16 protein-coding genes are annotated in these 26,255 nt (G+C 66.4%); 7 read left to right on the forward strand and 9 right to left on the reverse strand.

Going from position 1 to position 26,255, the window contains the following annotated elements; translation table 11 throughout:
- The first annotated feature begins 356 nt into the window (after nucleotides 1–356).
- The 5 genes from KGD83_RS03050 to KGD83_RS03070 all read left to right on the forward strand — a co-directional run bounded on the left by KGD83_RS03050 (nucleotide 357) and on the right by KGD83_RS03070 (nucleotide 14,862).
- Complete coding sequence (locus KGD83_RS03050) at nucleotides 357–3,962, forward strand: LamG domain-containing protein (RefSeq protein ID WP_212642422.1); 3,606 nt, start codon at nucleotides 357–359, stop codon at nucleotides 3,960–3,962.
- 82 nt (nucleotides 3,963–4,044) lie between these two features.
- Complete coding sequence (locus KGD83_RS03055) at nucleotides 4,045–10,875, forward strand: RHS repeat-associated core domain-containing protein (protein WP_212642423.1); 6,831 nt, start codon at nucleotides 4,045–4,047, stop codon at nucleotides 10,873–10,875.
- A gap of 1,161 nt (nucleotides 10,876–12,036) precedes the next feature.
- Nucleotides 12,037–12,522: an IS5 family transposase gene (locus KGD83_RS03060; protein WP_212642424.1), complete on the forward strand. Its 486-nt coding sequence runs from the start codon at nucleotides 12,037–12,039 to the stop codon at nucleotides 12,520–12,522.
- A 178-nt stretch (nucleotides 12,523–12,700) separates the two neighbouring features.
- Nucleotides 12,701–13,042, forward strand: a complete 342-nt coding sequence (locus KGD83_RS03065) for an LPXTG cell wall anchor domain-containing protein (protein WP_249352100.1) — start codon at nucleotides 12,701–12,703, stop codon at nucleotides 13,040–13,042.
- A gap of 410 nt (nucleotides 13,043–13,452) precedes the next feature.
- Entirely contained in the window at nucleotides 13,453–14,862 is a 1,410-nt protein-coding gene (locus KGD83_RS03070) for a hypothetical protein (protein WP_249352102.1), read from the forward strand.
- Between the two features lie 257 nt (nucleotides 14,863–15,119).
- Here KGD83_RS03070 and bldC read toward each other — a convergent pair whose 3' ends face one another.
- Together bldC and KGD83_RS03080 are read right to left on the reverse strand one after the other, a co-directional pair.
- Nucleotides 15,120–15,323, reverse strand: coding sequence for a developmental transcriptional regulator BldC (bldC, locus tag KGD83_RS03075; protein WP_013155387.1), 204 nt, complete (start codon nucleotides 15,321–15,323; stop codon nucleotides 15,120–15,122).
- A 704-nt stretch (nucleotides 15,324–16,027) separates the two neighbouring features.
- The gene (locus tag KGD83_RS03080; protein ID WP_212644247.1) at nucleotides 16,028–16,879 is read right to left on the reverse strand and encodes a hypothetical protein; all 852 of its coding nucleotides are present in this window, start codon (nucleotides 16,877–16,879) and stop codon (nucleotides 16,028–16,030) included.
- A 233-nt stretch (nucleotides 16,880–17,112) separates the two neighbouring features.
- Between KGD83_RS03080 and KGD83_RS03085 the strand changes: the two genes are divergently transcribed.
- Nucleotides 17,113–17,340, forward strand: a complete 228-nt coding sequence (locus KGD83_RS03085) for a DUF3073 domain-containing protein (protein WP_013155385.1) — start codon at nucleotides 17,113–17,115, stop codon at nucleotides 17,338–17,340.
- Nucleotides 17,341–17,559: 219 nt separating this feature from the next.
- Here KGD83_RS03085 and purM read toward each other — a convergent pair whose 3' ends face one another.
- The 3 genes from purM to KGD83_RS03100 all read right to left on the reverse strand — a co-directional run bounded on the left by purM (nucleotide 17,560) and on the right by KGD83_RS03100 (nucleotide 20,709).
- Nucleotides 17,560–18,624: a phosphoribosylformylglycinamidine cyclo-ligase gene (purM, locus tag KGD83_RS03090; RefSeq protein WP_212642426.1), complete on the reverse strand. Its 1,065-nt coding sequence runs from the start codon at nucleotides 18,622–18,624 to the stop codon at nucleotides 17,560–17,562.
- A 102-nt stretch (nucleotides 18,625–18,726) separates the two neighbouring features.
- Nucleotides 18,727–20,223 (reverse strand): amidophosphoribosyltransferase, encoded by a 1,497-nt coding sequence (purF, locus tag KGD83_RS03095; RefSeq protein ID WP_212642427.1) that lies wholly within the window; start codon nucleotides 20,221–20,223, stop codon nucleotides 18,727–18,729.
- 9 nt (nucleotides 20,224–20,232) lie between these two features.
- Nucleotides 20,233–20,709 (reverse strand): sterol carrier family protein, encoded by a 477-nt coding sequence (locus KGD83_RS03100; protein WP_212642428.1) that lies wholly within the window; start codon nucleotides 20,707–20,709, stop codon nucleotides 20,233–20,235.
- A gap of 425 nt (nucleotides 20,710–21,134) precedes the next feature.
- Here KGD83_RS03100 and KGD83_RS03105 point away from each other — a divergent pair, with 425 nt between their 5' ends.
- Nucleotides 21,135–21,752, forward strand: a complete 618-nt coding sequence (locus tag KGD83_RS03105; RefSeq protein WP_013155381.1) for a DUF47 domain-containing protein — start codon at nucleotides 21,135–21,137, stop codon at nucleotides 21,750–21,752.
- A gap of 158 nt (nucleotides 21,753–21,910) precedes the next feature.
- Here KGD83_RS03105 and KGD83_RS03110 read toward each other — a convergent pair whose 3' ends face one another.
- The 4 genes from KGD83_RS03110 to pstC form a co-directional block, all read right to left on the reverse strand.
- Entirely contained in the window at nucleotides 21,911–22,876 is a 966-nt protein-coding gene (locus KGD83_RS03110) for a nucleoside hydrolase (protein WP_212642429.1), read from the reverse strand.
- Nucleotides 22,877–23,319: 443 nt separating this feature from the next.
- Nucleotides 23,320–24,099 carry a phosphate ABC transporter ATP-binding protein PstB gene (pstB, locus tag KGD83_RS03115; protein ID WP_013155377.1) on the reverse strand — a complete coding sequence of 260 codons (780 nt, stop codon included), beginning with the start codon at nucleotides 24,097–24,099 and terminating at the stop codon, nucleotides 23,320–23,322.
- A 56-nt stretch (nucleotides 24,100–24,155) separates the two neighbouring features.
- On the reverse strand, nucleotides 24,156–25,235 hold the full coding sequence (gene pstA, locus KGD83_RS03120; RefSeq protein WP_212642430.1) for a phosphate ABC transporter permease PstA: 1,080 nt from the start codon (nucleotides 25,233–25,235) through the stop codon (nucleotides 24,156–24,158).
- A complete protein-coding gene (gene pstC, locus KGD83_RS03125; RefSeq protein WP_212642431.1) occupies nucleotides 25,235–26,197 on the reverse strand; it encodes a phosphate ABC transporter permease subunit PstC in 963 nt (320 codons plus the stop codon). Before pstC ends, pstA begins: the two co-directional genes overlap by 1 nt.
- Between the last annotated feature and the right edge of the window lie 58 nt (nucleotides 26,198–26,255).

The following is a 26,255-nucleotide window of genomic DNA, read 5'->3' on the forward strand; positions in this document are numbered from 1 at the left end:
GATTCTTTCCAAGGTCGGTACCACTCGCAAACAGACCGTATAGACCTGAACTGTGAGGGCTCTGGGGTCTGCCCAGCGGTCGTGGGCGCTTGCGCCGCCTTACGTATCTTCGGCGCGGACCGTTCTATGGGGAAGCAAGGGTCCAGTTTATAACGCTTTTGTTATGAATCTTCCCGTTTCGTGGTGGTTTAGTGCCATGTCAGTCCCCAAGTGAGCAAGAGGCCTGGGCCCTTCCTGGTTCCGACGGAGATTCTTGGGGGTTGTGAACTTGATGAGACCTCGAGTACCTTCCTGTCCGATTTGACTCGTCCACGGTCTCTCGGGACCGGCCGCACAACACCAGACTGGCATCCCCCATGCGTCGCTCCCTGACCCGTGCGACAGCGGTGACCACCGCTGCGGCACTGGCTCTGTCGTTGCTCACTTCCTCAACGGCACTCGCTGAAGAAAACGATCCCGTTCTCACAGAAGAGGCCCGAGCTGAACAGGCCGCCCTCGAACAGGCAGCCGAAACAGGAGAGTCCGTACCGGTCGAAGAGCTTCTGGGAGAGCGCCGCGATGTCGTGGCCAACCCTGACGGCACTTTCACCGCGACCGAGTACGTCCAGCCCGTTCGCACCAGGCAGGACGACATGTGGGTGGACACAGACCCCACACTGGTGGAGAGGGAAGACGGCCGTCTTGCTCCGCGCGCCTCCACCCTCGGGCTCTCCCTATCCAACGGTGGTGAAGGACCGCTCGCGGTCCTGACTCGTGCTGGCAAGGAGCTCGAACTGGGGTGGCCGACTTCTCTGCCCGAACCGACGGTCGATGGTGAGACCGCAACTTATCCCCAGGTCCTTCCTGGTGTGGATTTGGTCCTCCGAGCCAGCGTTGACGGCCTCTCCCAAGTACTGGTGGTGGAGGACGCCGAAGCCGCGGCGCAACCAGAGATCGCGCAACTGCGGATGTCCGTCAGCGTGGACGGCCTGCAGATGGCGACTACTGACCATGGGGGCATTGAAGCCGTCGACACATCCGTCGGAGGTGCGGTCTTCGAAGCCCCTACACCGCTGATGTGGGATTCGGGCAGTTCAGGAGACGACGAGCTCAGCACCATGTCAGCGGACGCCGCTGATACTGAGTTGGATCCGGTCGAGGGACCTCTGGAGTCGTCGACGATCGCTCAGATCGGCGTTGAAGCCAGCGACGACACCCTCGTCCTCACGCCGAATGAACAACTGCTCCAGGATTCGGCGACGAACTATCCCGTCTACATCGACCCGATCTGGAAGACCTCCACCACTTCCGCCTGGGCCATGGTCTCCAGTGGTTACCGGGCCGACTCGTACTGGAAGTTCTCTGGCTCAGACGACGAAGGCGTGGGCCGGTGTCCTCAGCTCGCGGGTGATCCTTACTACTGCAATAGCGTGGGCATCAAACGTCTCTTCTACCGGATTTCCACGAGCGCGTATGCCGACAAGCAGATTCTGTCGGCCGAGTTCGCCGTAACATTGCGTCACACCTATGACTCCACAGGCAGGGCGACACGGTTGTACCGCACAGGTGGCATCACCTCCTCCACAACGTGGGCCAACCAGCCCTCGTGGACGGAGTCTTTGGACACCAAAAGCCCGACCACGCCTGCTGGCAGTTGCACACGTACCAACCAGAACGTGCGTTTTGACGCCAAGAGCGCAGTCGAGTGGGCTGCCTCAGGGCGGCGTTCGACCACGACCTTCGGGCTTCGCTCAGTGAATGAGGACAGCTACTCCCACTGGAAGCGCTTCTGCGACAATGCCCAGCTGGAGGTCAACTACAACACTGTCCCGAACCAGCCACGTCAGACTGACCTGCAACTGGAACCGGGCGGTGCGTGCGTCTACGGAAACCAGCGGCCCTACGTCGACGAGCCGCCGCGGGTGTCGGCCTACCTGCGTGACCCGGACCACAGCACTGGTGCCACTGAGCAGGTACGTGCCCAGTTCCGTGTCTTCTGGACCGACGAGGCTGGCCAGGAGCAAGAACGTACGTTCACGACGTCCTACAAGGCCGCGAACTCTCGCTTCTACTACCAGGTTCCCGACGACATCCCGGAGGGCGCCGTGCTGGGATGGGTCGTGCGTGCCCATGATGGACATGCCTGGAGCCCGTGGAGCTGGGACGGGGAGCAGACGCGATGTGAGTTCGTCTACGATTCGACGGTTCCGGAGGAACCAACGATCACATCCACCCGATATCCTAACGATGATCAGTGGCACACGGGAGTCGGGGATACGGGTACTTTCCGTCTGCAGACGACGTCTGAAGATGTGGAGTTCTTCCGCTGGGGGGTCAACGAGCACCCCTCTGCAGGAAACGAGGTGCCAGCCTCCACCTCGCTCTTGAATCCGGACGGTCCCTCTTACTACGCTGACCTCTCATGGGTCCCTGAAAGGGAAGGACCTCACAGTCTCTATGTGGAGGCTGTGGATGCTGCGGGGAACGTGTCCTCGCGAGCTTCTCATCTTTTCCTAGTGTCTTCGGGTAGACCAGAAATATCCCGATGGGTTATGGACGGGGCCGACTCCTCGGGATTGATTGAGGATGTTTCGGGAAACCGTGACGCTCAAGCGGGAAGTTCCGTAAGTTTCATTGGCGAAGGCCCAAGTGGTGCCAGTTCGGGTTCAGTCCTCCTTGCTGGAGACGATCAGTCCTACATCGACCCTCCTGCAAGTACGAACTCCAGCTTCGAGAGAATGCATTCCTTTTCCGGTTGGGTTCGCCTGGATGACGTAAGTAGCGACCAGGTCCTAGTGTCCCGTTTCGGTGACGAAAAGGACGAAGATGGAAACATCCTCCCGAGGGAGTTCCGCCTCTACTACTCAGCGGAAAACCAGGAGTGGGTGCTCGAATACTCCTACGTCAATAGAGAGATCTGCCGACGGTGCCCCGACCCCTGGCACCTGGTAGAAAAGTCCATTTCTGTATCCGGAGGTTCTGCCGGTCCTGGGCAATGGGCCCATGTCGCTTACGTCGCTAACCTGGACAGTCTGAACCGTTTTTCTCCAGTGGCTGGTTTCCATGGGGCGAGACTCTACGTCAACGGTGAGGTTGTCGACGAAGTAGAGGTGTCAAGGAACTCTATATCCCCTATCCCCGCCATAACCGGTGATGTGCGGTTCGGTCGGCAGTTCAACAGGACGGACTCAGGTAGGGCTTACACTTCTCACCTCAAAGGGGCTTTGCATGACGTCAGGCTTTTCGACCGCCTCCTCGCCCCGAGCGAAGTGGAAAACCTTGTCGAACTTCCGACTGCTCGAGATGCGTACTGGAACTTCACTGATGTAGTGGATGGTGCCAGTCCGGAAGCCAGTGGCGAGCAGTCGATGGCTTTGCACGACGGAGCTGGGATTTTCACCGGGGATCCTTTCCTGGAACCAGCTCTGGTGGGTGAGGGCCATCTTGAGCTCGGTAGTGGCGGATACGCGAATACGGGCGAGGCCGTGGTGGCAACCAACGGAAGCTTCACTCTGAGCCTGCGGGCACGTCTAGCCTCCGCGCAGCCAGAGCAGAGCATGTCCGTCCTCTCCCAAGCGGGACAGACACAAAGCCCTTTCGACGTTCGTTACTCGGCTGAAGCCGATCGGTGGGAGCTACTCCTGGCACACGAGGACACGTCGGGCAGCGCCACAACCAACGTGATCAACGACCTCTTCGTACCCAGCTCGGAACAAAGCGGTGATCACCTGGCCGTCGTCTACGACGCGTTCAGTCGAGAGGTGCGCTTCTACGTCAACGGCCAGTTGTCGCAGACCTCCACGGTCCAACACTCCTCTCCCTGGGTCTCCACAGGACCTCTCAGCATCGGCAGAGCCCTTCACGACGGCGCATGGGGCTCCTCATTCTCCGGAGCGGTCGACGATGTCCGCGTCTACCGCGGTGCCGCGGACGCCACGCTCATCTCCCGGTTGGCCTCGTTGACCGAACAACCCGACCTCTAAACCTGCGGGGGCGGGTTCCCTCATGCCCGCCCCCGCTCCCATGCCACCACCCCGCATCACCCTCCGCAGAGGAGCATCCCCCATGTCCACCCGCCAACGGTCCTGGCGCAAGTTCAAGTGGGCGTCTCTGTCCGTCACCGCCACCGTCCTGGTCTTCGCCCTGGTGGCCTCCCTGATGGGAGTCATCCCCGGACTGCCCTCATGGTGGCGAGACGATGCCCCTGAACTACAGGACATGGGAGACCCGGTCGAGGGAGCCGCCCAAGAGGTGCTCCCCACCGAACCGGGTGCGGAGGAGGACGCGGCCGTCACCGAACCCGGGCAGGTCGACTGGCCGTCCGCTGCCACCCAAACCGTCCCCGTCACCGGGCAGGGCAGTGAGCCCCAACGGGTCGAGGTGGGCGGCCTTGAAGTCTGGGCCACCTCTTCCTCAGATGAGGTTGAGCAAATCCAGGTCGACCTGTTGGACCAGCAGGCCGCCCAGGACAACAGTGTGCACGGGCTCGTGTTGCGGGTCTCCGCGGCCGAGGGACAAGCTGACCCAGACCAGGTCGAGCTGAGTGTTGACTACAGCGGGATCCAGAACGCCTACGGCGGCAACTACGGTTCCCGACTGCGTTTGGTGGACCTCGGTGACAATGCCCAAGACGTGTCGTCGATCAACAATGCTCCCGCTCGGACGGTGACGGCCACCATCACACCCGGTGCGGGTGCTGCTGATGATCGCAGGGCCCCATCAGTGAGCCTGCCCCAGGAACCCGTCGAACCCGCGGCCACCATGCTGGCATTGGAAGCCGACCCCTTCTCCTGGGAAGGCGACTACACGGCCACGGAACTCTCCCCCTCCGCCGAATGGAACGTCGCCCTCTCCTCTGGCGCCTTCACCTGGGACTACGGGCTGACCGTTCCTCCGGTCCCCGGGGGCCTGGAGCCGAAGATCTCCCTGGGCTACTCCTCGCAGACCGTGGACGGGCGTACCTCGGCCACGAACAACCAGGGTTCCTGGATCGGCGAGGGCTTCTCCTACGAGGGCGGCTACATCGAGCGCAGCTACGCCTCCTGTGAGGACGACGGTGAGGAGACGCAGAAATACGACCAGTGCTGGGCCACGGACAACGCCACGCTGATGCTCAACGGTCAGTCCACCGAGCTGATCCGCGATGACGAAACGGGGGAATGGCGGCCGCGCAACGACGACGGGTCGCGTATCGAACGCCTGACAGGTGCGAACAACGGTGATGATGACGGCGAGTACTGGCGAGTCACCACGGTCGAGGGCATCCAGTACACCTTCGGTCTCAACCGCCTCCCCGGTTGGGCCTCAGGCGACCCGACCACCAACGCGGTGTGGACCGTACCGGTCTTTGGCAACGACAGCGGAGAACCCTGCCACGAGGCGGACTTCTCCGAGGCCTGGTGCCAGCAGGCATGGCGATGGAACCTCGACCACATCGAGGACACACGCGGCAACATCGCGACCTTCCACTACGCCAAGGAGACCAACCGCTACGCCCTGAACGGCGATCTGGACACTGCCGGAACCGAGTACGTACGCGGCGGTTACCTCAAGCGCATCGACTACGGCCTGCGCGAAGGCGAGGCCTACGACCGCCAAGCTCCGGCACAGGTCGTCTTCACCACAGCGGAACGCTGCTTGGAGACCGACGACTTCGCCTGCGACCCCGACGACTTGGACGAGGACACCGCCAAGCACTGGCCGGACATCCCCTACGACCTGCACTGCGCCGAAGGAGAGGAGTGCTCCCGTACCCAGACCTCGCCCTCCTTCTGGACACAAAAACGCCTGAGCTCCATCCACACCCAGATCCTCACCGACGACGGCTACTCCAAGGTGGACTCCTGGGAACTGCAGCACCTGTTCACCGACAACGGTGACGGCTCCAGCACCCTGTGGCTGTCCGAGCTCACACGCACCGGCCACGTGGGTGGTACCCAGTCACTGCCCCCGGTGCGCTTCAACGGCATCCAACTGCCCAACCGCATCCGTGAGACCGGGGACCAGATCTCCGCCCTGGTCCGATTCCGGCTGTCGAACATCTACACCGAGACCGGCGGACAGATCACCGTCAACTACTCCGGGAGCGACTGCACTCCAGCAGACCTGCCCGAGGAAGGTGAAAGCACAGACCGGTGCTACCCGGTGATCTGGCACCCCCCGGGCTTCGAGGACCCGGTCACGGACTGGTTCCACAAGTACGTCGTCACCGAACTAATCCTCACCGACCGCACCGGAGGCTCAGAAGAGCAGGTCACACGCTATGACTACCTCGGCGACGCCGCCTGGCGCCATGCCGAGGAGGACGGCATCACCCCCGAGGAGTACCTCACCTGGAGCCAATGGCGCGGCTATGAAACCGTCCGCGTCACCCGTGGCGACGGCCAGGAGATGCCGGCCATGACCGAGCACACCCTCCTGCGCGGTATGCACGGCGACGAGAGCCCCGACGGCGGAACCCGCAGCGTTTCGGTCACCGACTCCACCGGAGAAGAGCACACCGACCGCGACGAGTTCGCCGGAACCACGCTGGAGACCGCCACCTACGACGGCGACCAGTTGGTGAGCCGCACGATCAGCGAGCCCTGGCGCCACCGCACCGCCACCCAGACCGAGGACTGGGGCACCCGGCACGCGACCATCGTCGAAGCAGGCACCCAACGCAACCTGGCCGAACTCTCCTCCGGCGGCACACGCGAAAGCCGCACCACCACGACCTACGACACCACCACGGGTCGCCCTCTCCAGGTCGACGAGGCCGGAGACATCGCGGTCGACGGAGACGAACGGTGCAGGAAGTACACCTACGCCGACAACACCTCACAGCACCTGCTGAACTTCCCGGCCCGCGACCTTCTGCTCGCGGGACCGTGCGGGTCCACGACCGTGTCAGCCGACACCGTCCTCACCGACATGCGCACCTTCTACGACGGACAAGGCTTCGGTGAGGCGCCCACGCAGGCCAACGTCACCCGCACTGAGCAGGTGACCGACTTCGTTGACGGCGCTGCCGTCTACTCCCTGATCGAGGCCTCCGAGCACGACACCTACGGCCGTGTCACCAAGGTGACCCACCCCGGTGGCGTCGTGGCACGACGCATGACCCGCACCGACGAAAACGGGCTATCGCTGCACTACCAGGTCGAGAACGCCCTGGGCCACACCATCGACGTGCACTATGACCCTCACCGCGGGAGCCACCTGTGGGAGCAGGACGCCAACGGCCGAAAGATCGAGACCGCCTACGACCCTTTGGGCCGACGCACCCAGATCTGGCACCCCGACCGTGACCGCTCACGGGATCAGTCCCCGAGTCTGCGTTTCGAATACCAGTTCGCCGATGACGCTCCGGTGGCCGTCAAGGGCGAGGAACTCACAAACGACGGGAGCTACGACACCTCCTACACCCTCTACGACGGGTTCCTCAGACAACGCCAGATCCAAAAACCAGGCACCGATGGCGGCCGCCTGGTCACGGACGCCTTCTACAACGGCATCGGCGAAAAACGCCTGGAGAACGACAGCTACTACGCGCTCGGTTCACCGGCACCTGAGGTGCTCACCGTCACCAACGGTGACGTCAACGGCCAAAACCTCTACGTCTACGACGGCGCTGGCCGGGTCAGCGACGAGATCCGCAGGGTCGCGGGCCAAGAGGTGTGGCGCACCACCTACTCCTACGGCGGAGACCGGGTGCTGACCACGCCCCCCGAGGGCGGGACACCCGTGACCACGGTCTCCGACGTGCGCGACAACGTCGTGGCAAGGACCCAGCACACCGGCTCCGCCGACGAGGACCTCACCACCCGCTACACCTACACCCTGCGCAACGAGCTGACCTCCGTCGTCTCACCCACCGGGGCCCGCTGGAGCAACGAGTACGACTACCGCGGCAACATCGTCTCCCAAACCGACCCGGATTCTGGTCAGGTCAGCATGGAGTACGACGAACGCGGCCTGCTCACCGCCACCGTGGACGCCAGGGACGTGCGTTTGACCCGGGCCTACGACGACCTGCAACGCCAGACCTCCCTCATCGAAGGCGACGCCGCAACAGGCACTCCCCTGGTGACCTTGGAGTACGACACCCGCCTCAAGGGGCACCTGTTCATGGAGACGCGCCACCACCAAGGGCGCGACTACCGCACGGCGGTCACCGAACGGGACACGATGTACCGGCCGACCAAGACCGTCATTGGCATCCCCGACGGACACGGCGAACTCACGGGTAACTACACGTTCACCACCTCCTACAACCAGGACGGCACCGTACGTGAACACGGCTACCCCGCCGTGGGAGGCCTGCCCGCCGAATCGGTGACGGTCGGCTACGACGAACTCCAGCGCCCCACCACGCTGACCGGACAGGACACCTACGTCACCCGGACCGACTACGCGCAGACCGGTGAGCTGCTCCAGGTCGAACTCACCACGGGGCAGGGGCCTACTTCCTGGATCACCTATGAGCACGAGAAGGGCACACAGCGCCTTCTCAACGCAAGGATCGACCGCCAGGGCCAAGACGCTCTCGCCGACCACCGCTACACCTACAACGACGCCGGCAACATCGTGAGCCTGGCCAACGTCCCGACGAACTCCGCACCCGAGGTCCAGTGCTACGACTATGACGCACTGAGCCGACTGGTCGACGCCTGGAGCACAGCCGGCACCAGCCATGACTCCTGTGCCACGGAGCCCTCGACAGCCCAGGTTGGCGGCCCCGTACCGTACTGGACCTCCTACACCTACGACGCCTCAGGCAACCGTCTCGAAGAGGTGGAGCACGCGGTCGGCCAGGGTGCGGCCACCGACACGGTCCGGGACTACACCTACCCGACGGTGGAGCAGGGGCGCCCGCACACCCTTGCCAGCGTTACGGAGTCCGCACCCGAGGGGGACACCCTCTTCACCTACGACTATGACGAGGCTGGTAACACCACCCAGCGCGTCGAAGCCGCGGACGAGTACACCTTCGCTTGGGATGCCCAAGGGCGCCTGTCGAGCGCGCAGAGCCCCACGGGCACGACCTCGTTCGTCTACTCGTCGCAGAACGAGACGCTGATCAAGGAGACCCCGGAGGAGAACACGCTGTACCTGCCGGGTATGGAGGTGAGCCAGAACGTCCTCACCGACGAGGTCCAGGCAGCCCGCTACTACTCCCACGGCGGGACCATGGTCGCCATGCGTGATACCAGCGGTGTCACCTTCTTCGGGGCAGACCACCACGGAACAGCGAACGCGGCCATCAACGCGGCCGATAACCAGAACTGGATTCGCCGATTCACCCCGTTCGGTTCCGAGCGTGGCGAGGAGCAGCAGTGGCCCGATGACAAGGGATTCCTCGGGAAAACCGTGGACGAGTCCTTGGGCATCATCCATGTCGGAGCCCGAGAATACGATCCACTCACGGGCAGATTCCTTTCCGATGACCCGATCATGGATTTCGAGGACTCCCAGCAGATCAACGGCTACGCCTACGCCAACAACACCCCTGTGGCCGCTTCGGACCCGAGCGGCCTCATGCTGGCGGGGTGCCACTGCTCCTCGGGAACGGTTCCCTCCGGCGGCGGCACATCATCGAACTCCGGTGGTGGAAGCGGAAGTTCCGGCGGTGGCGGTGGCGGTGGCGGTGGCGGTGGTGCACCCGTCTGGATTCCCGGCAACATGGGCGGACCCATCGTCGGTAGCATCAGCAGCGTCAGCGCTTACCCCATGACGACGAACCAGTACAACGAGTTCTTTGCGCACCTCGTTGAAACTGACTCAGGGTATGTGTTGTCCGCAGATACAAACCTATCTGATATGAGCGCGTTTCAGGCGGGCAACCTCCTCGCTATCATGCATGACACGGATACCGGGATGATGGATCCTCAGGACAGGATCGACGCCATCATCGCCGCTGAGCTCGTCATGTTCGCATCCGGGATCGACATTAACTCCGCTGAGTTCAAATCCGGCTATGACGCCTTCTTCAACATCCAAGAGGCCGCTGAACTGGGATACGTCGCGTTCGGAGGAATGAGCGCGGGAAGTGGCGCTGCGGGCGTTGGGGCGCGCAGTCTGGTGCGAACCACGTCCTGCCGCAACAGCTTCATCGAGGGAACCCTCGTCCTTCTGGCTGATGGTACCTACAAGCCCATCGAGGACCTCACCATCGGCGACGAAGTCCTTGCGACTGACCCGGAGACTGGTGAAGAGGGCCCTAGGCCTGTTGTGGCCACGATCATCGGCCAAGGCAACAAAACCCTGTTCGATATTGCCATCGATTCGTCTACTGAGCGTGATAGCCCCGGAGGAGAGGTCCTAGGTGGAAATTCTTTCCAAGTTGACGTAGAGGAAACGGGAGTTCCAGGTCCAGTCACGGTTGGCGATGTAATTACTGCGACCGATGGTCACCCTTTCTGGGTGCCGGGTTTGAGTACATGGGTGGATGCGATCGACCTGGCTCCAGGTATGTGGCTGCAAACTTCGGCCGGCGCTTGGGTTCAGATTAAGGCCCTTGAGAGAAGAACTCAGTCTACTGCAGTCTACAACCTGGCTATCCAAGGCATCCACACGTACTATGTACTGGCAGGCGATTCTCCAGTACTCGTTCACAATTCTGGTCCATGTTCACAATGGGCATCACGTTACGAGAGGATCGGTGATGTCGTTGAAAATTATACTGAGGGTCAAAAGACTCGAGATCCGTCTTCTCAGTGGTATCATGAGTATCTGACTAATGATGAGCTAATAAGCGGGACCAATAATGCTAATTTGGGGGACGCGATCGCTGTCACTCCTGGTGGGACGCTTGTTGGCGGACACCACCGTTGGGATGAACTTGGACTAAGGATTAATCGTGGTCGCATTGACCCGAATACGCTGATTCGTGTTGATGTGTACCTGGGGGAGTAGTGCTCTGCTGGTGATGATTCGTTCAACTGACCCTGACTTTCGAATTTGTCAGATTGATTTCAGAACTCTGCTTGACATTCAATTGGATGCAGAGGAGTTTGGTTGGTCAACTCGATGGAGTTCGATAGATGCACTCCGTGGCCAGGTCAGGGAAGAGTCCGTATTTCTACAATCCTTTATGCGCGAGGATCGGCAAGGGGTTGTTCGGGCTTACCGATGCCTCCTTCTTTTTTCGAGCTCTGAAAGGGAAGGCGGTGGAGGTATTGCTACGGTCGACCTTGATCCAAAAAGGTTCTTTTCGCTAGAGAGGATTGACCGAGATCCTGATGTTAGGAAGGCTCTTGTGCGAATGTTCTCGCTTGCAATGGGCGGAATTAATATGGTTTCGAAAAATTAGCATTCGATGCGCACTCCCTTCGCCTCTCCTCAACGTGGACGGTCCTCGAGTAGCCGTTGAAACCTCATCGCCGCGGCATAGCTGCGACGATTGTGGAGCTTCAACAGGGACGCCCTGCTCAAGGACGTAACGGCTCCTGGGGAGCGGCCCCGATCGGGTCTGCGCCCACACTCTGGTGTCTTGCAACGTGAGCGACTCCTGAAGATCTGTTGGGACGACCGGCTGGTGTTCACCGGCGACGAAGGCTTCGGCCTTCAATATGGACAATTCTCGAGGAGTCGTTGAGACGACCTGGTATGGGAGACCACCTGGAAGCACGATGCGCTTCAACGTGGACTGCTCACCAAAAGCTGTTGAGACCAGGTCGACATCAGACTCACGTAGGGCACTTTGGAGCTTCAACATGAGCGTGCCCTGGGGAACCGTGGAGAAGGTTGGTCCGCCTGGCCCCACTCACTGATGTTGTCCCTTCAATGTGGACAGCTCCTGAGGAGCTGTTGAGGCCTGGGTCGGCGCAGCCACATTCGCATTGTAGGTGCCCTTCAACGTTGACGGATCGTAGTAGGACATTGAGGTAGAAAGATCTCGAGTTCGCCGTTATTGACGATTTCCGTCCTCAACGCGGACGGCTCCCAAGAAGCCGTTAAGACGGCGACCAGCTTGTCGTCGTTCGGACCCTCTGGAGCCCTTCAACATGGACGGCCCTTGAGAGCTCATCTCAAAAGCCCTGCGAGATGCTCCTGAGCCTGGCATGATCACGTGCTGTGAGTTATGCGTTGCTCGATGGGCTCTGGGAGATCATCCAGCCGCTACTGCCTCCCGCGCCGCGGACCGGCCGACCCCGTGTGGACCAAAGAGCCGTGTTGACCACAGTGCTGTTCGTCCAGGCATCAGGATGCTCCTGGGAGAAGGCCGACGGCCTGTTCGGCGTCACCCGTGCCACCGCCCACCGCTGGTTTCAGACCTGGACCGAGATGGGCCTGTGGCCCACGATCCACCGCACGATCCTGGATGAGCTGGGTAGACGCGCCCTACTGGACTGGTCCGCGTCACCGTCGACTCCTAGTCGATCCGCGCTAAGAGAGAGGGAGAACAGGGGGCCAAACCCCACTGATCGCGGCAAACCCGGCTCCAAACTCCACATGTTGTGCGACAACCAGGGCCTCCCGCTGACCTACGCGGTCTCCGCGGCCAACGTCAACGACATCGAAGTACTCCAACCCCTGGTCTGGAGCATCCGCGCGGTGTGATCGCGGCGAGGTCTCCCACAGCGCCGACGTCGCCGACATCTCCTACCCCGAGGTCGTCACCCTCGACAGTGGTGAGCGGATCACCGTCCTGATCGACATCCAGTCGTACGAGCACGTCGAGGAGTACAGCGACGAGGAGAACGGCGTCGCCTGGAACGACGCCTACACCGGCTTCGCGGTGTCCTTCACCGTCGACGGTGCCGAGGCCCCCTTCCACTACGTGAACCTGGCCGAGAGCCTCGCCAGCGTCGGTGCCGCCGAGATCGGCGACGGCGGTGGCGACAACGGCGGTGACGACGGCGACGACAAGCCCGCGCCGACCCACCCGGAGGACAGGACCGAGAAGAAGCCGCAGCCGGAGAAGCTGGAGAACGCCGAGTCCCTGGCCCAGACCGGCAGCCCGATCGCAGGTCTGATCGCGGCCGGTGCCGCGATCGCCGCCGGTGGCGGTCTGGCCGCGTACTTCGCGCGCCGCAGGAAGAACACCGCTGACTCCGCCGCGGAGACCAGCGAGGGCTAAGCACGAGCTCGGCGTCGGCTGAGCCGGCCCGGCCCCGGGGGACACGTCCCCCGGGGCCGTTCCCTTGTCCGGGCCCCTCCCGCCCGGGACCGCTCCCGCCCCCTTCCGGGGTGCTCGGAACTTCGCGGCGGCGGCCTCCGTTGACCGGTGGTCGGTGCCCGCGCACCGGCCGACCGGCCCACGGCGAACGGTTTCCGTTTCGTGATCCAGAGGTTAGGCTCGCCGTAGGGCGCCCGCACACACCGCCCGACACAGAGTCACCTTCCCGGGGCGGGAAGGCCCCGACACGATCCGCCCCGTACACCGCGACCGGCCGTCTCCGGCTGGCCGGGCAACCCTGCCCGCCGTCCGCGGCGGGCACGGGCCGACCCCAGGGTCGGACATCCCCCGCATACAACAGGAGTGTTGTGGTGTCTCCCGCCAAGCTGACCGCGCGCCGCCTCGTCCGCGGCGGCGTCCTGTTCGCCGCTCTCGGAGTGCTGGGCGCCGTGCCCGCGCTCCCCGCCTCCGCCGACCAGCTCGTCTGGGGCAACGCACAGGCCTGGGTGGCCGACGGCGACGTGGTCACCGGCTACTCCACCGCCACCGGCTTCGGCGGGGAGACCGAGGGCAGCGCCACGGCCGAGGACCTCTTCGGGCCGATGGCCCCCTACCTGGAGATAGACGGCGAGAGCCACACCGTGGTCGACGCCGACAGCGCGCGCGCCGCCTCCACCGTGCGGACCGCCTCCTTCCGGATGGAGGTCGCCGACCTCGCCGCCCGGGGGCTGATCGACGTGCCGCCGGAGGTGGACCTGCCCGAGCCCTCCGTGTCGGCCTCCCCCTCACCGGAGGCCGAACCGCCCTCGGAGGGCACCCCCTTCCGGGACGAGCCCTCGCCGGACGGCGACGGCGCGGACGGCACGGGCGGCGGCACCGGCGGCACCGGCGACACCGGCGGCGCGGACGACAGGACCCCCTCGGGCGGGGACCCCGCCGACGGAGGGGCCGCGAACGAGGGCTCCGGGGACGGCGGGGACACCCCGGCGGACACGGGGGACCAGGAGGCGGCCCAGGCGAGCGAGGAGCCCTCCGACGCCCCCCGGAACGAACCGCAGGAGAGCGCCTCCCCCAGTCCCTCCAGTCTTTCCAGCCCCTCCGGCTCCTCCAGCCCCTCCCCGAGCGCGGCCGGGGACGTGCTCCTCCTCGACGGAGCCGTCGCCGAGACGGTGTCCGCCGACGGCAACGCCGTGGAGTTCACCCTCGCCGACGTGACCGCCACGGCGACCGCCGGGTACGACGGCGTGACCGAGACGACCTTCGCCCACGGCGACCTGACCGCGTTCGGCGTCTCCGCCGGGCCGCTGGGCAAGAACGCCGACGGGACCGTGGTGGAGGAGGTCCTGGAGGTCTTCGACGAGGACGGTGACGTGGCCCTGGAGGTGCCCGTCCGCATCCGCTTCGAGGCCAACGAGACCACCTTCCGGGACCAGGACGAGGACTGGGACGGACGCGGCGGCCGGAGCTGGATGACCGTGTGGGTGCAGGTCGGCGAGGTCGGCCAGGAGAGGGGCTTCGCGGTGGACTTCGCCGACGCGTGGGCGCTCGGGTCCACCTACGCCGCGACCACCCCGCCCTCCCCGGGCGACAAGGGCGACCCGGAGGAGGAGTCGCCGCGGCCGGAGGAGGTCGCCGGGGACGACAACCGCCTGGCGACCACGGGCAGCTCGCTCGCCGCGCTGATCACCGCCGCGGTGGTGGCGGTCGGCGGCGGCGCGGCCGCCACCTTCCTGGCCCGCGACCGCACCACCGCCATGGACGACCGGATCGAGGACTTCTAGCCGGACGCCCTCCGGGACCCGCCGCCCGGATGCGGCGCGTGTCCGGTTGTCCGCGTGCCCGGCTTCGCCGGGCGCTCGGATACGGCCCCGGACGGAGGTCCCGTGCAGGGGGAGCGCACGGGTGCGGCGCTCCTCGGTGTCCGGACACGCGGAAGGCGGGCCTCCTGTGGGAAGACCCGCCCTCGACCTTGTCAGCCGCTCTCAGCGGCCGGAGCCCGTCCGACCGTTCCCCCCGGAATCGGCGCAGACCGGGGAGATCACTCCGTACGCTGGCTGGGGATTCCGGCCAGCAGGGCGCGGACTTCGGTCTCGCGGTAGCGGCGGTGTCCGCCCAAGGTGCGGATCGAGGTCAGCTTGCCCGCCTTCGCCCAGCGTGTCACGGTCTTGGGGTCCACACGGAACATGGTGGCAACCTCGGCGGGGGTCAACAGGGGCTCCGCCTCGGGCGTGCGAGTTGACATGTGTACGGCCTCTCCTCCTGGATCTGTGTGCCGATCCTTGAGCCTTAATCCTGGCACTTGGCCCGGATGTCCAATATTCCCTCTAGGTCTATATTGGCATCACCCGAGGTGATTGTACGACCACTCCAAGCAACTTTGCACGTGGGAGGCCAAAGAAAGCCGCCCGTGGCCGCGTCACGCTAAGTGATTCTAGCGACACGTTTAGTGGCATGTGGCGTATTCGGTCAAAACTTCGTTCTCCGGCCTCGTTTTTCTCGATGCGGAGTGCCCGAAGTGCTACGGCTGCCTGACCGAAACCCGGCTCCGTGGAGCGTGGTGGAGTCCCGGGCCCTCGGTGGGCGGTTCGCGTGCGGGGGAGGAGGCGGACCGGCGGGGAAGGGGCGCCGTGTGCTTCGGCTGGCGGTCGGGCCGCGCGGATTCCCCGCGTGGCAAGGGTTTCCTGACTACTGAGGGTGCGCTCTGTGATCGTTTGGCTACAGTCTACGTCGATCCCTATCGGGCGTTATGCCCAGTTTCACGACTCTTGATGTCGTGCGCGGACGACGTCCGGGCTCGCACCCTTGTCACGTGCGAAAAGGCCGCGGAGGAGGAGAGAGAAACCTGGTGTACCAGGTTGGTAACCGGCGTGGCGCGCGGGCGTCCGTCCTCTCAGATGACGACAGACGACGGCGGGTGTCCACGAAAACGTGGTGACACCGTAACCCTCAGTTGGCGTGCTCCAGTGCGCGTACCGACCTCCAGCGCCGAGTGAGCCTCTCGCGCAGCTCCACCACGCGTCGGCCGTCCCCCGTCGCCAGGGCCTCGATCGCCCCCGCCACCTCCGCCACCGAGTGGTCCTCGCCGAGGTGGTCGTCGCTGAGGAGGTGCGGCAGCCCGCCGTAGTCCAGCTCCAGCAGGGAGTCGGGGTGCGCGGTCAGCGTCAGCCAGTCCGTCAGCTGCTCGGTGGCTGCCGACACCGCGTGCTCGCCGATGTGCTCCCGCAGCACCGCCGCGGTCTGCTCCAGCCGTCTCAGGGCGAGCGAGGTCCGCGTCAGGTACAGCAGGGTCCGGGTGGAGTTCGCCGACAGCACCAGGCACCGCTCCTGGGCCTCGAAGGGCACGAACCAGGGGATCGGCACGGTCCAGTTGCTCGACAGGATCCCCGGCCGCACCAGCGCGCCCGAGTCCCGCCACTCGCGGTACTCCTCCTCCGCCCGCTCCGCCTCGTCCACGGGCACGAACGCCGTGCTCACCCCCACAGGCATCGTGCCGGTGAACTCGGTGAAGGCCCGCCACGAGCGCAGCCGGGTCTGCCAGGGGCAGACGTACAGCCGCTCGTTCACCCGGCGCAGGTAGGCGTTGCGGCTCTCCTCCGCCGGAGCCACCACCGGGGGCGTGGCCACTAGGCGGCCCAGGCTCTCGGCGTGCTCCGCCGCCAGCGCGTTGATCCGCCGGGGCCGGTCGGGGGAGGCCGCGTACTCCTCCCAGTAACCGCGGTCGTACGGAGAGAACGCGTTGATCGGCTGGTAGACGCGGAGATAGGCGGTGTAGGGCAGCACGATCGCATCGTGGCACATATCGTTGTCTGTGGCACTCACCACGGGTAGCCTGTGCGGCCGCCGTCGCGTGCGCTCACCACATCCGTCACACCCGGGTGGCGTAGGCACGACGGGGGCCGACCAGGTACGGTTGTATGTGTACGTAAGCTGGCGCCTGTCGTCAGTCGCGTTTGACGGCCGTCAGCCCGATAGTGCGGGTTTGTAAGTGATCTGGGGTTCGTCGGAACCCAATCGTTGAGGGGGTCGAGCCAATGGGGCGCGGCCGAGCCAAGGCCAAGCAGCAGAAGGTCGCCCGGAAGCTCAAGTACAGCTCCGGCGGGACCGACCTTGAGCGGCTGCGGTCGGAGCTGGGTGTCGCTGAGGACGAGGGGTCTCCCTCCGGGCCGTCGGGTCCGGATGATTCCTACGCGGATTCTCACGACGACCTGGTCGACCGCTACGCGGATCTTGCCGACAAGTACTCGGACTCGGACAAGTAGTACCCGGTAACGCTGTAGTACCCAGCAGTGCTGGTAGCCGGCAGGACCGGTGTCCGGTGGGGCTGGTACCCGGCAGACCGAGATTTCCAGGTCGCTCGGACGACAACCGCTGACCTGTGGCGGTCGCGGCTCCCGCACCAGGGAGCCGTAGCGGACAGGTGGATATAGCCGGTGCGAACCACTGCGGTGGTTCGCACCGGCTATGTTCGCGTCCGCTCCTCACGCGCCGCGGTACTCGCCGGTCAGGAGGGCCCGTCCCGAACCGGCCGTCACCGTGCCCAGCCGCCAGGCCGGAACGCCTCGGTCGGACAGCACGCCCAGCGCGCGTTCGGCGTCGTCCGCCGCGACGATCGCCGCCATGCCCACACCCATGTTGAACGTGGCCTCCATGTCCTCCCGGCTCACGCCGCCCTTGCCGGCCAGGTAGCCGAACACGGGGGCGGGCGCCCAGGTGGAGCGGTCCAGCTCCGCGTCCAGGTGGCCGGGCAGGGAGCGCGACAGGTTGGCCGCCAGCCCGCCGCCGGTGATGTGCGCGTAGGCGTGCACCTCCACGGCCGCGGTCAGCGCCACGCAGTCCTTGGCGTACACCCGGGTCGGGGTGAGCAGCACCTCGCCCAGCACCCCGTCCAGCTCCGGCACGTGCGCGAACAGGTCCAGGTCCGCCCGGTCCACGATGCTGCGGACGAGCGAGTAGCCGTTGGAGTGCGGGCCCGAGGAGCCCATCGCGATGACGGCGTCGCCCTCGCGGACCCTGTCCTGGCCCAGGATCGCGTCGCCCTCCACCACGCCGGTGCCCGCACCGGCCAGGTCGTACTCGTCCGGCTCCATGGCGCCCGGGTGCTCGGCGGTCTCCCCGCCGACCAGCGCGCAGCCCGCCTGGTGGCAGCCCTCGGCGATGCCGCCGACGATCTCGGCGATGCGCTCGGGCACCACCGCGCCGCAGGCGACGTAGTCGGTCATGAACAGGGGCTCGGCGCCGCTGACCACGAGGTCGTCGACGACCATCGCCACCAGGTCGATGCCGATCGTGTCGTGCCGGTCCATCTGCTGGGCGAGCATCACCTTGGTGCCCACGCCGTCGGTGGAGGTCGCCAGGACCGGGTCCTTGTACTTGTTCGTGTCGAGCCGGAACAGGCCCGCGAAGCCGCTGGCGTCGGTCACCTGCTCGGGCCTGCGGGTGCGCGCCACGTGGCGCTTCATCAGGTCGACGGCGCGCTCACCGGCGGCGATGTCCACCCCAGCGGCCGCGTACGCGCCCGACGTCCCCGTGCTTTCGGCTGCCACGCCAGTTCTCCTCGTGCTGTGTCGCTTGGTGGTGCGGTCCCCGCCTCCCCTCCCAGGGCACGGCGGAGCCGCCGCGCGGGCCCGTGCGGACCCGGCGGCGGACTACTTGTCGCTGGTGGCCAGCGTCGATCCCTCGGGCGTGCCGCAGGACTTCTCCAGCAGGTACTTGCCCCGGGCGTCGTCGCGCACCTCGATCGGGTACACGCCGTCGAAGCAGGCCCGGCACAGGTCGTCCTTGGGCACCTCCGACGCGGCGATGAGCTCGTCGAGGTCCACGTAGGCCAGGGAGTCGGCGTTGACCGATGCGGCGATCTCGTCCACGGACATGTTGGCCGCGATGAGCTCGGCGCGCGTGGCGAAGTCGATGCCGTAGTAGCAGGGCCACAGCACGGGCGGGCTGGAGATGCGCACGTGCACCTCGGCGGCGCCCGCGTCGCGCAGCATCCGCACCAGGGCCCGCTGGGTGTTGCCGCGCACGATGGAGTCGTCCACGACCACCAGGCGGCGGCCCTCGATGACCTCGCGCAGCGGGTTGAGCTTGAGCCGGATGCCCAGCTGGCGCAGGGTCTGGCTGGGCTGGATGAAGGTGCGCCCCACGTAGGAGTTCTTCACCAGGCCCTGGGCGAAGGGGATGCCGCTGGCCTCGGCGTAGCCGACCGCGGCGGGCGTGCCGGACTCGGGCACCGGGATGACCAGGTCGGCCTCCACCGGGTGCTCCTTGGCCAGGCGGCGGCCCACCTCCACGCGGGTGGAGTTGACGTTGCGGCCCGCGATGGTGGTGTCGGGGCGGGCCAGGTAGACGTACTCGAACAGGCAGCCCTTGCGGCGGGCGGGCGCGAAGCGCCGCGAGCGGACTCCTCGCTCGTCGATGGTGAGGAGCTCGCCCGGTTCGATCTCGCGCACGACCTTGGCGCCCACGATGTCCAGGGCGGCGGTCTCGCTGGCGACCACCCAGCCGCCCGCGCCGGAGGTCTCGCCCAGGCGGCCCAGCACGAACGGGCGGATGCCCTGGGGGTCGCGCGCCGCGTACAGCGTGTCCTCGTCCATGAACACCAAGGAGAAGGCGCCCCTGACCTGCGGGAGCAGTTCGAGGGCGGCGTCCTCCACGGAACTGCCGTTCCTGGCCCGCTCGGCCAGCAGGTTGGTGAGGACCTCGGTGTCGGTGGTGGCCCCCCGGCGCGTGTCGGGCAGCATCGCCGCCAGTTCCGGGGTGTTGATCAGGTTGCCGTTGTGGCCGAGCGCCAGACCCCCCTCGCGCGCCGTGTAGAAGGTCGGCTGCGCGTTCTCCCACACCGGCGACCCGGTGGTGGAGTAGCGGCAGTGGCCGATCGCGAGGTGGCCGCGCAGGGAGTCCAGGGTCGCCTCGTTGAAGACCTGGGAGACGAGTCCCATGTCCTTGTAGACGACGATCCGTTCCCCGTCGCTCAACGCTATGCCCGCGGACTCCTGACCGCGGTGTTGCAGAGCGTAGAGGCCGAAGTAGGTGAGCTTGCTGACTTCTTCGCCGGGCGCCCAGACCCCGAAGACACCGCAGGCGTCCTGCGGGCCGCGTTCGAGCGGATCGAGATCCATGGTGAGCCGGCCGTCGGAGTACGACACACCCACAGCTTAGTGCCTGGCCGTCGGCCGGGCACCACCCGGGGGAGGTACCGGCCACAGGGGCAGGTGTCCGGACAGGTCGGAGCGCACGCCGCTGGCCCGCACCAGGTGCTCCGACACCGCCCGTTCCCAGGGAGTGCGTCCGGTGGCCACGCGCAGCCAGGTGAGAGGGTCGGTCTCGACGACGCCGGGCGGGGTGCCTCGGGTGTGGCGGGGTCCCTCGAGGGCCTGCACGGCGCCGTAGGGCGGCACGCGCACCTCCAGGCTGTGACCGGGAGCACGGTCCGCGAGCACCGCCAGGGTGCCCCGCACCGCTGCCTTGAGGGCCGCCCGCACGGGCTCCCCGGCGCGCAGCACTGCCTCGGCGCAGGCGGCGACGGCGGCCTCGTCGTCCCCCTCGAAAGGGGCCTCCCCCAGTTCGGAGAGCTGCTGGTCCAGGGACTCGCGGAGGCGCCGCACGGCGCTCGCGCTCAGGGCGGAAGGCATGGAGGTGAGCCTACGGGCCCCGATCCGCGGTGTGGCCGGGTGATCGGCCCGATGAACGGATGGGGTACTTGTCATTACGGCCAAATAGACCGAAGGTGGACATCGAAGAACTCCGGTGGAGCTGTCCACCGGTCTCCGCTCGATTGGGTGATTCCTGTCTCAGCGCGACGCTGGCCAGCGGGAGCGGGACACGGTAGCGTCCCGAACCGTCCCGGTGTTGTCGAGATTGGGAGGATTGCGATGGACCCCGCGCCCCCAGGGTGTTCCATGATGCGGCACCGCCGGATGAATAAGCGGTGACTAAGTCCGTGCCAGCCCAACCCCTCGGCGCCGGACCGGCGCCGCCCAGCCCGGCCGCGCCGGACCAACTGGCCGACGCGCTTAACATCCACCAAGGAACACCACCGCACCATCGGGAGAACGACGTGCGCCTGCGCTTGCGCCCGCGTGATGACAGTTACTACGAGATGTTCACCGACTCGGCGAACAACCTGGTCATCGCGGCTCGCCTGCTGGTGGAGCTGATGAGTGACGGAGCCGACCGCGAGGCCATCACCGAGAAGATGCGCGCCTGCGAGCACGCGGGCGACGACGCCACCCACGCGATCATGCGACGCCTCAACAAGAGCTCGGGGACACCCATCCACCGGGAGGACATCTACCGTCTGGCCTCCAACCTGGACGATGTGATGGATTCCATGGAGGCCGCCGTCGACCTCATCGGCCTGTACGGCCTGGAGCGCCTACCCAAGGGCATCATCGACCAGATCGAGGTGCTGGAGCGCGCCGCCGAGCTGACCGCCGAGGCGATGCCCCGCCTGCGCACGCTGGAGGACCTGACCCGGTACTGGATCGAGATCAACCAGCTGGAGAACCAGGCCGACCGCATCTACCGCAAGCTCCTGGCCCGCCTGTTCAGCGGGGAGTACGACGCCCTGACGGTACTCAAGCTCAAGGACGTCATCGAGGAGCTGGAGACCGCCGCGGACGCGTTCGAGCACGTCGCGAACACGGTGGAGACCATCGTCGTCAAGAACGGCTGAGGCTTCCCCTGCCCTCCCTCGGCGACCGGCCGCGGGCGCGGGAGGGCCCCCTCGCACACCGGAGCCGCCAGGGGCCGTCAGGGGCCGCTGGAGCGTCCCGTCGCCCCGCTCGGCCGCCGCCCGCGCCCCTCGTCCCGGCCGGGGGCCGGGGGCCGGGTTCACAGGCCGGTGACGGTCCGGTTCGGGACGGTGCGCCGGGACAGCAGCCCGGCGAGGTGGTCGAAGAACCCGTCGGCGTCGATCTCCTCGATCACCGTCGCGTTCGCCTCCAGCCCGTGCACGCCCCAGGACATGGCCGAGTAGCCGCGGGTCAGCTCCCCGGCGGTCTCCACGTCCACGTGGTAGCGCGCGGAGCGGCGCACCAGCTCCGGGTGGAGCAGCACCGCGGCGGTCAGGGAGTCGGGGTGGGTGGTGCCGTCGATGCCCACGCTGCGGTCGAACTCCAGCGTCGCGGCGCACACGCGCCCGAAGAAGTCCGACAGCGGGGTGCCGAGGGCGGCGAGGGCGTCCAGCCGCTCCTGGCCGAACACCGCCTGGCGCAGCGTCAACGGGTCCCAGGGGACCACGGTGATCTCGAAGCCCGCCGCGAACACGGCCTTGGCCGACTCCGGGTCGACGTAGAAGTTGAACTCCGCTGCGGCGGTGATGTTGCCGCGGCCGTTGTTGGACCCGCCCATGACGTAGAGGGCGCCGACGTTGCGGGCGAAGTCGGGGTCCTTGGCGGCCGCCATCGCGATGTTGGTCAGCGGTCCGATCGCCACGATCGACAACTCGCCGGGGTTCTCCGCGGCCAGCCGGACGAGGGCGTCCGCCGCGTGCTCGCGCTCGGTCTCCAACCCGGAGACGTCCATGGACAGGCCGCCCGTCCCGTCGCCGTGCACGTTCTCCGCGCTCACCCACGGGCGCACGAGCGGACGGCGGCAGCCCAGGTACACGGGCACCTCGCCCAGGCGACCGGCCACGCTGAGGGTCAGGAACGCGTTGCGCACCTGCTGGTCGAAGCCGACGTTCCCCGCGACCATGGTGATGGCCCGCAGGTCCGCCCCGGGGTCCAGCAGCCCGATGAGGAGGGCCACGCAGTCGTCCTGCGCGGTGTCGGTGTCGATCACCAGCGGTGTGGTCACGCCTGTCCTCGTGTTCTCTCGTCCGCGCGGGTCTCCCGCGGTCGCTCGCTCGGCTCTTGTTCCTGCTCGGGAGGGGTGAAGGGAACGGCTTAGCCGAACCGGCCACCCCATCACCGGTCGTCCCTGGTCGGAAAGGACAGGAGACGGCTTAGCCGAACCGGCCACCCCATCACCGGTCGTCCCTGGTCGGAAAGGACAGGAGACGGCTTAGCCGAACCGGCCACCCCATCACCGGTCGTCCCTGGTCGGGAAGGGCGGGAGACGGCTTAGCCGAACCGGCCACCCCATCACCGGTCGTCCCTGGTCGGAAAGGACAGGAGACGGCTTAGCCGAACCGGCCACCCCATCACCGGTCGTCCCTGGTCGGGAAGGGCGGGAGACGGCTTAGCCGAACCGGCCACCCCATCACCGGTCGTCCCTGGTCGGAAAGGACAGGAGACGGATCAGCCGAACCGACCGGTGATGTAGTTCTCGGTCTCCTTCTTCTCCGGCCGGGTGAACATCTGGTTCGTCTCGCCCATCTCGATGAGCTTGCCCGGCTTGCCCGGAGCCGACAGGTTGAAGAACGCCGTCCGATCGGACACGCGCGCGGCCTGCTGCATGTTGTGCGTCACGATGACGATCGTGTAGTTCTCCTTGAGCTGGTGGATGAGGTCCTCGATCGCCAGGGTCGAGATCGGGTCCAGCGCCGAGCACGGCTCGTCCATCAGCAGCACCGACGGCTTGACCGCCGTGGCGCGGGCGATGCACAGCCGCTGCTGCTGGCCGCCGGAGAGGCCCGAACCGGGCTTGTTCAGCCGGTCCTTGACCTCCTCCCACAGGTTCGCGCCGCGCAGCGAACCCTCCACCAGCTCGTCCGCCTCGGACTTGCTCATCCGCCGGTTGTTGAGGCGGGCGCCGGCGATGACGTTGTCGTAGATCGACATCGTCGGGAACGGGTTGGCCTTCTGGAAGACCATCCCGACCTCGCTGCGCACCATGACCGGGTCCACGTCCGGCCCGTAGATGTCCAGGTCGTCCAGGAGCACCTTGCCCTGGACGCGGGCTCCCGGGGTCACCTCGTGCATCCGGTTGAGGGTCCGCAGGAAGGTGGACTTGCCGCAGCCCGACGATCCGATGAACGCCGTCACCGACCGCGGCTCGATGGTCATCGACACGTCCTCCACGGCCTTGAAGTCGCCGTAGTAGACGTGGAGACCGGAGACGTCGATACGTTTCGCCACTGGAAGTTCCTCGTGAATCTGCTCCGCGCGCGGGGCGTGGGCGGTGGGTGTAGGGGTCAACGGGCCTTCGGCGCGAACAGGCGGCCGATCATGCGGGCCAGGAAGAACAGCAGCATCACCACCAGGATCAGGGTCAGCGCCGCCGCCCAGGCCCTCTCGTAGTTGACGGCACCGCCCATGCGGACCTGCGAGTAGATGAACACCGGGAGGTTCATCATCTGTCCGTCGAACAGGTTCCAGTTGATCGACACCGAGGACGACCCCGTGGTGAGGATCAGGGGTGCCGTCTCCCCGATAACGCGGGCGATGGCGAGCATGATTCCTGTCGTCAGACCGGCCGCGGAGGTGGGCAGCACCACCTTGGTGATCGTGCGCCACTTGGGCACCCCCAGGGCGTAGGAGGCCTCGCGCAGGTCCTGCGGCACCAGCCGCAGCATCTCCTCGCTGGAGCGCACCACGACCGGGATCATCAGCACCGCCAGCGCGATCGCACCCGCCGCGCCGTTGGTCCGGCCCGGGCCGAACAGGATCATCCACAGCGCCACCACGAACAGTCCGGCGACGATCGACGGGATGCCCGTCATGACGTCGACGAAGAACACGATGATCCGCTTCATGCGGCCCTCGGCGTACTCCACGAGGTACACGGCGGTCATCACGCCGACGGGCACCGAGATGAGCGTGGCCATGCCGGTGATCGCCAGGGTGCCCACGATCGCGTGGTAGACGCCGCCCGCGTCCATGCTCGGCAGGACGCCGTTCATGGACACCGTGAGGAAGTAGGCGTCGAACCGGACGACGCCGTTGCGCAGCACCGTCCAGAGCACCGACACCAGCGGCAGCATCGCCAGCAGGAAGCACAGGTAGACCAGCGAGGTGACCAGGCGGTCCTTGGCCTTGCGGCCGCCCTCGACGCGGGCGGAGGCCGTCACGACGATCACCACGTACGCGGCGGCGGTGAGCAGGCCCCACAGCAGGAACCCGAAGGACGAGAAGGCCAGCAGGATCCCGGCCACCACGGCGGCGGAGGACGCCAGCAGAGCGGCGGGGAAGTGCTGCGGCAGGGAGCCGCGGCGCAGGTCGGTCGCGGTGGAGCCCGCCTCGGGGCCGGGAGGCTGGGTGGTCGTCGTGTCCATCAAGACTCCTTGCTCCCCCGGGTCACGACGTAGCGCGCGCCCATGTTGACGACGAGGGTGATCGCGAACAGGACCAGCCCGGCGGCGATCAGCGCGGAGACGCCGTACCCGGTGGCCTCGGGGTACTGGAGGGCGATGTGCGCGGCGATGGTCTGGTTGCCGCTCTGCAACAGGTTCCAGGAGACGATGAGGGAGGGGGACAGGATCATAGCGACGGCCATCGTCTCGCCCAGGGCGCGGCCCAGGCCGAGCATGGCGCCGCCCACCACGCCGGACCTGCCGAAGGGCAGCACGGCCAGGCGGATCATCTCCCAGCGGGTGGCGCCCATGGCCAGGGCGGCCTCACGGTGGCCCTGCGGGGTCTGGCGGAACACGTCGCGCGCCATCGCGGTGATGATCGGCAGGATCATGACGGCCAGCACCACGCCCGCGGTGAGGATGGTGCGGGCCGAGGTGGAGGCGGGGCCCTGGAACAGCGGGATCCAGCCCAGGTAGCGCGTCAGCGCCTGGTACACGGGGACCAGCTCCGGGGCGAGGAAGCCGATGCCCCACAGGCCGTAGACGACGCTGGGGATGGCGGCCAGCAGGTCCACCAGGTAGCCGAGTACCGAGGCGAGCTTGCGCGGCGCGTAGAAGACGATGAACAGCGCGATCCCGATCGCCACCGGCGTGGCCAGCAGCAGCGCGATGGCCGCGGCCAGGACGGTGCCGAACGCCAGGGCGGCGACACCGAAGGCGGGTTCCTCGCGGACGTTGGAGTCCCACTCCGTGCTGGTGAGGAAGTTCGCCGTGTTCGCGGTAAGGGACGGCCAGGCCTGCACGAGCAGGAAGGCGGCGACACCGGCGAGGATCAGCAGGATCAGGATGCCCGAGCCTCGGGCGAGCCCGGCGAAGGCGACGTCGCCGATCCGGCGCTTGCCCGTGGGCGGCGGTGCCGCCTCGGGGGCGTCCGTGGTCGTCATGGATTGGCTCCGGTTCGGAAGGTTTCGGGGCGGTTCGCCCGGATGGTGCGGTGCGTTC

Source organism: Nocardiopsis akebiae (assembly GCF_018316795.1).
Taxonomy (GTDB): domain Bacteria; phylum Actinomycetota; class Actinomycetes; order Streptosporangiales; family Streptosporangiaceae; genus Nocardiopsis; species Nocardiopsis dassonvillei.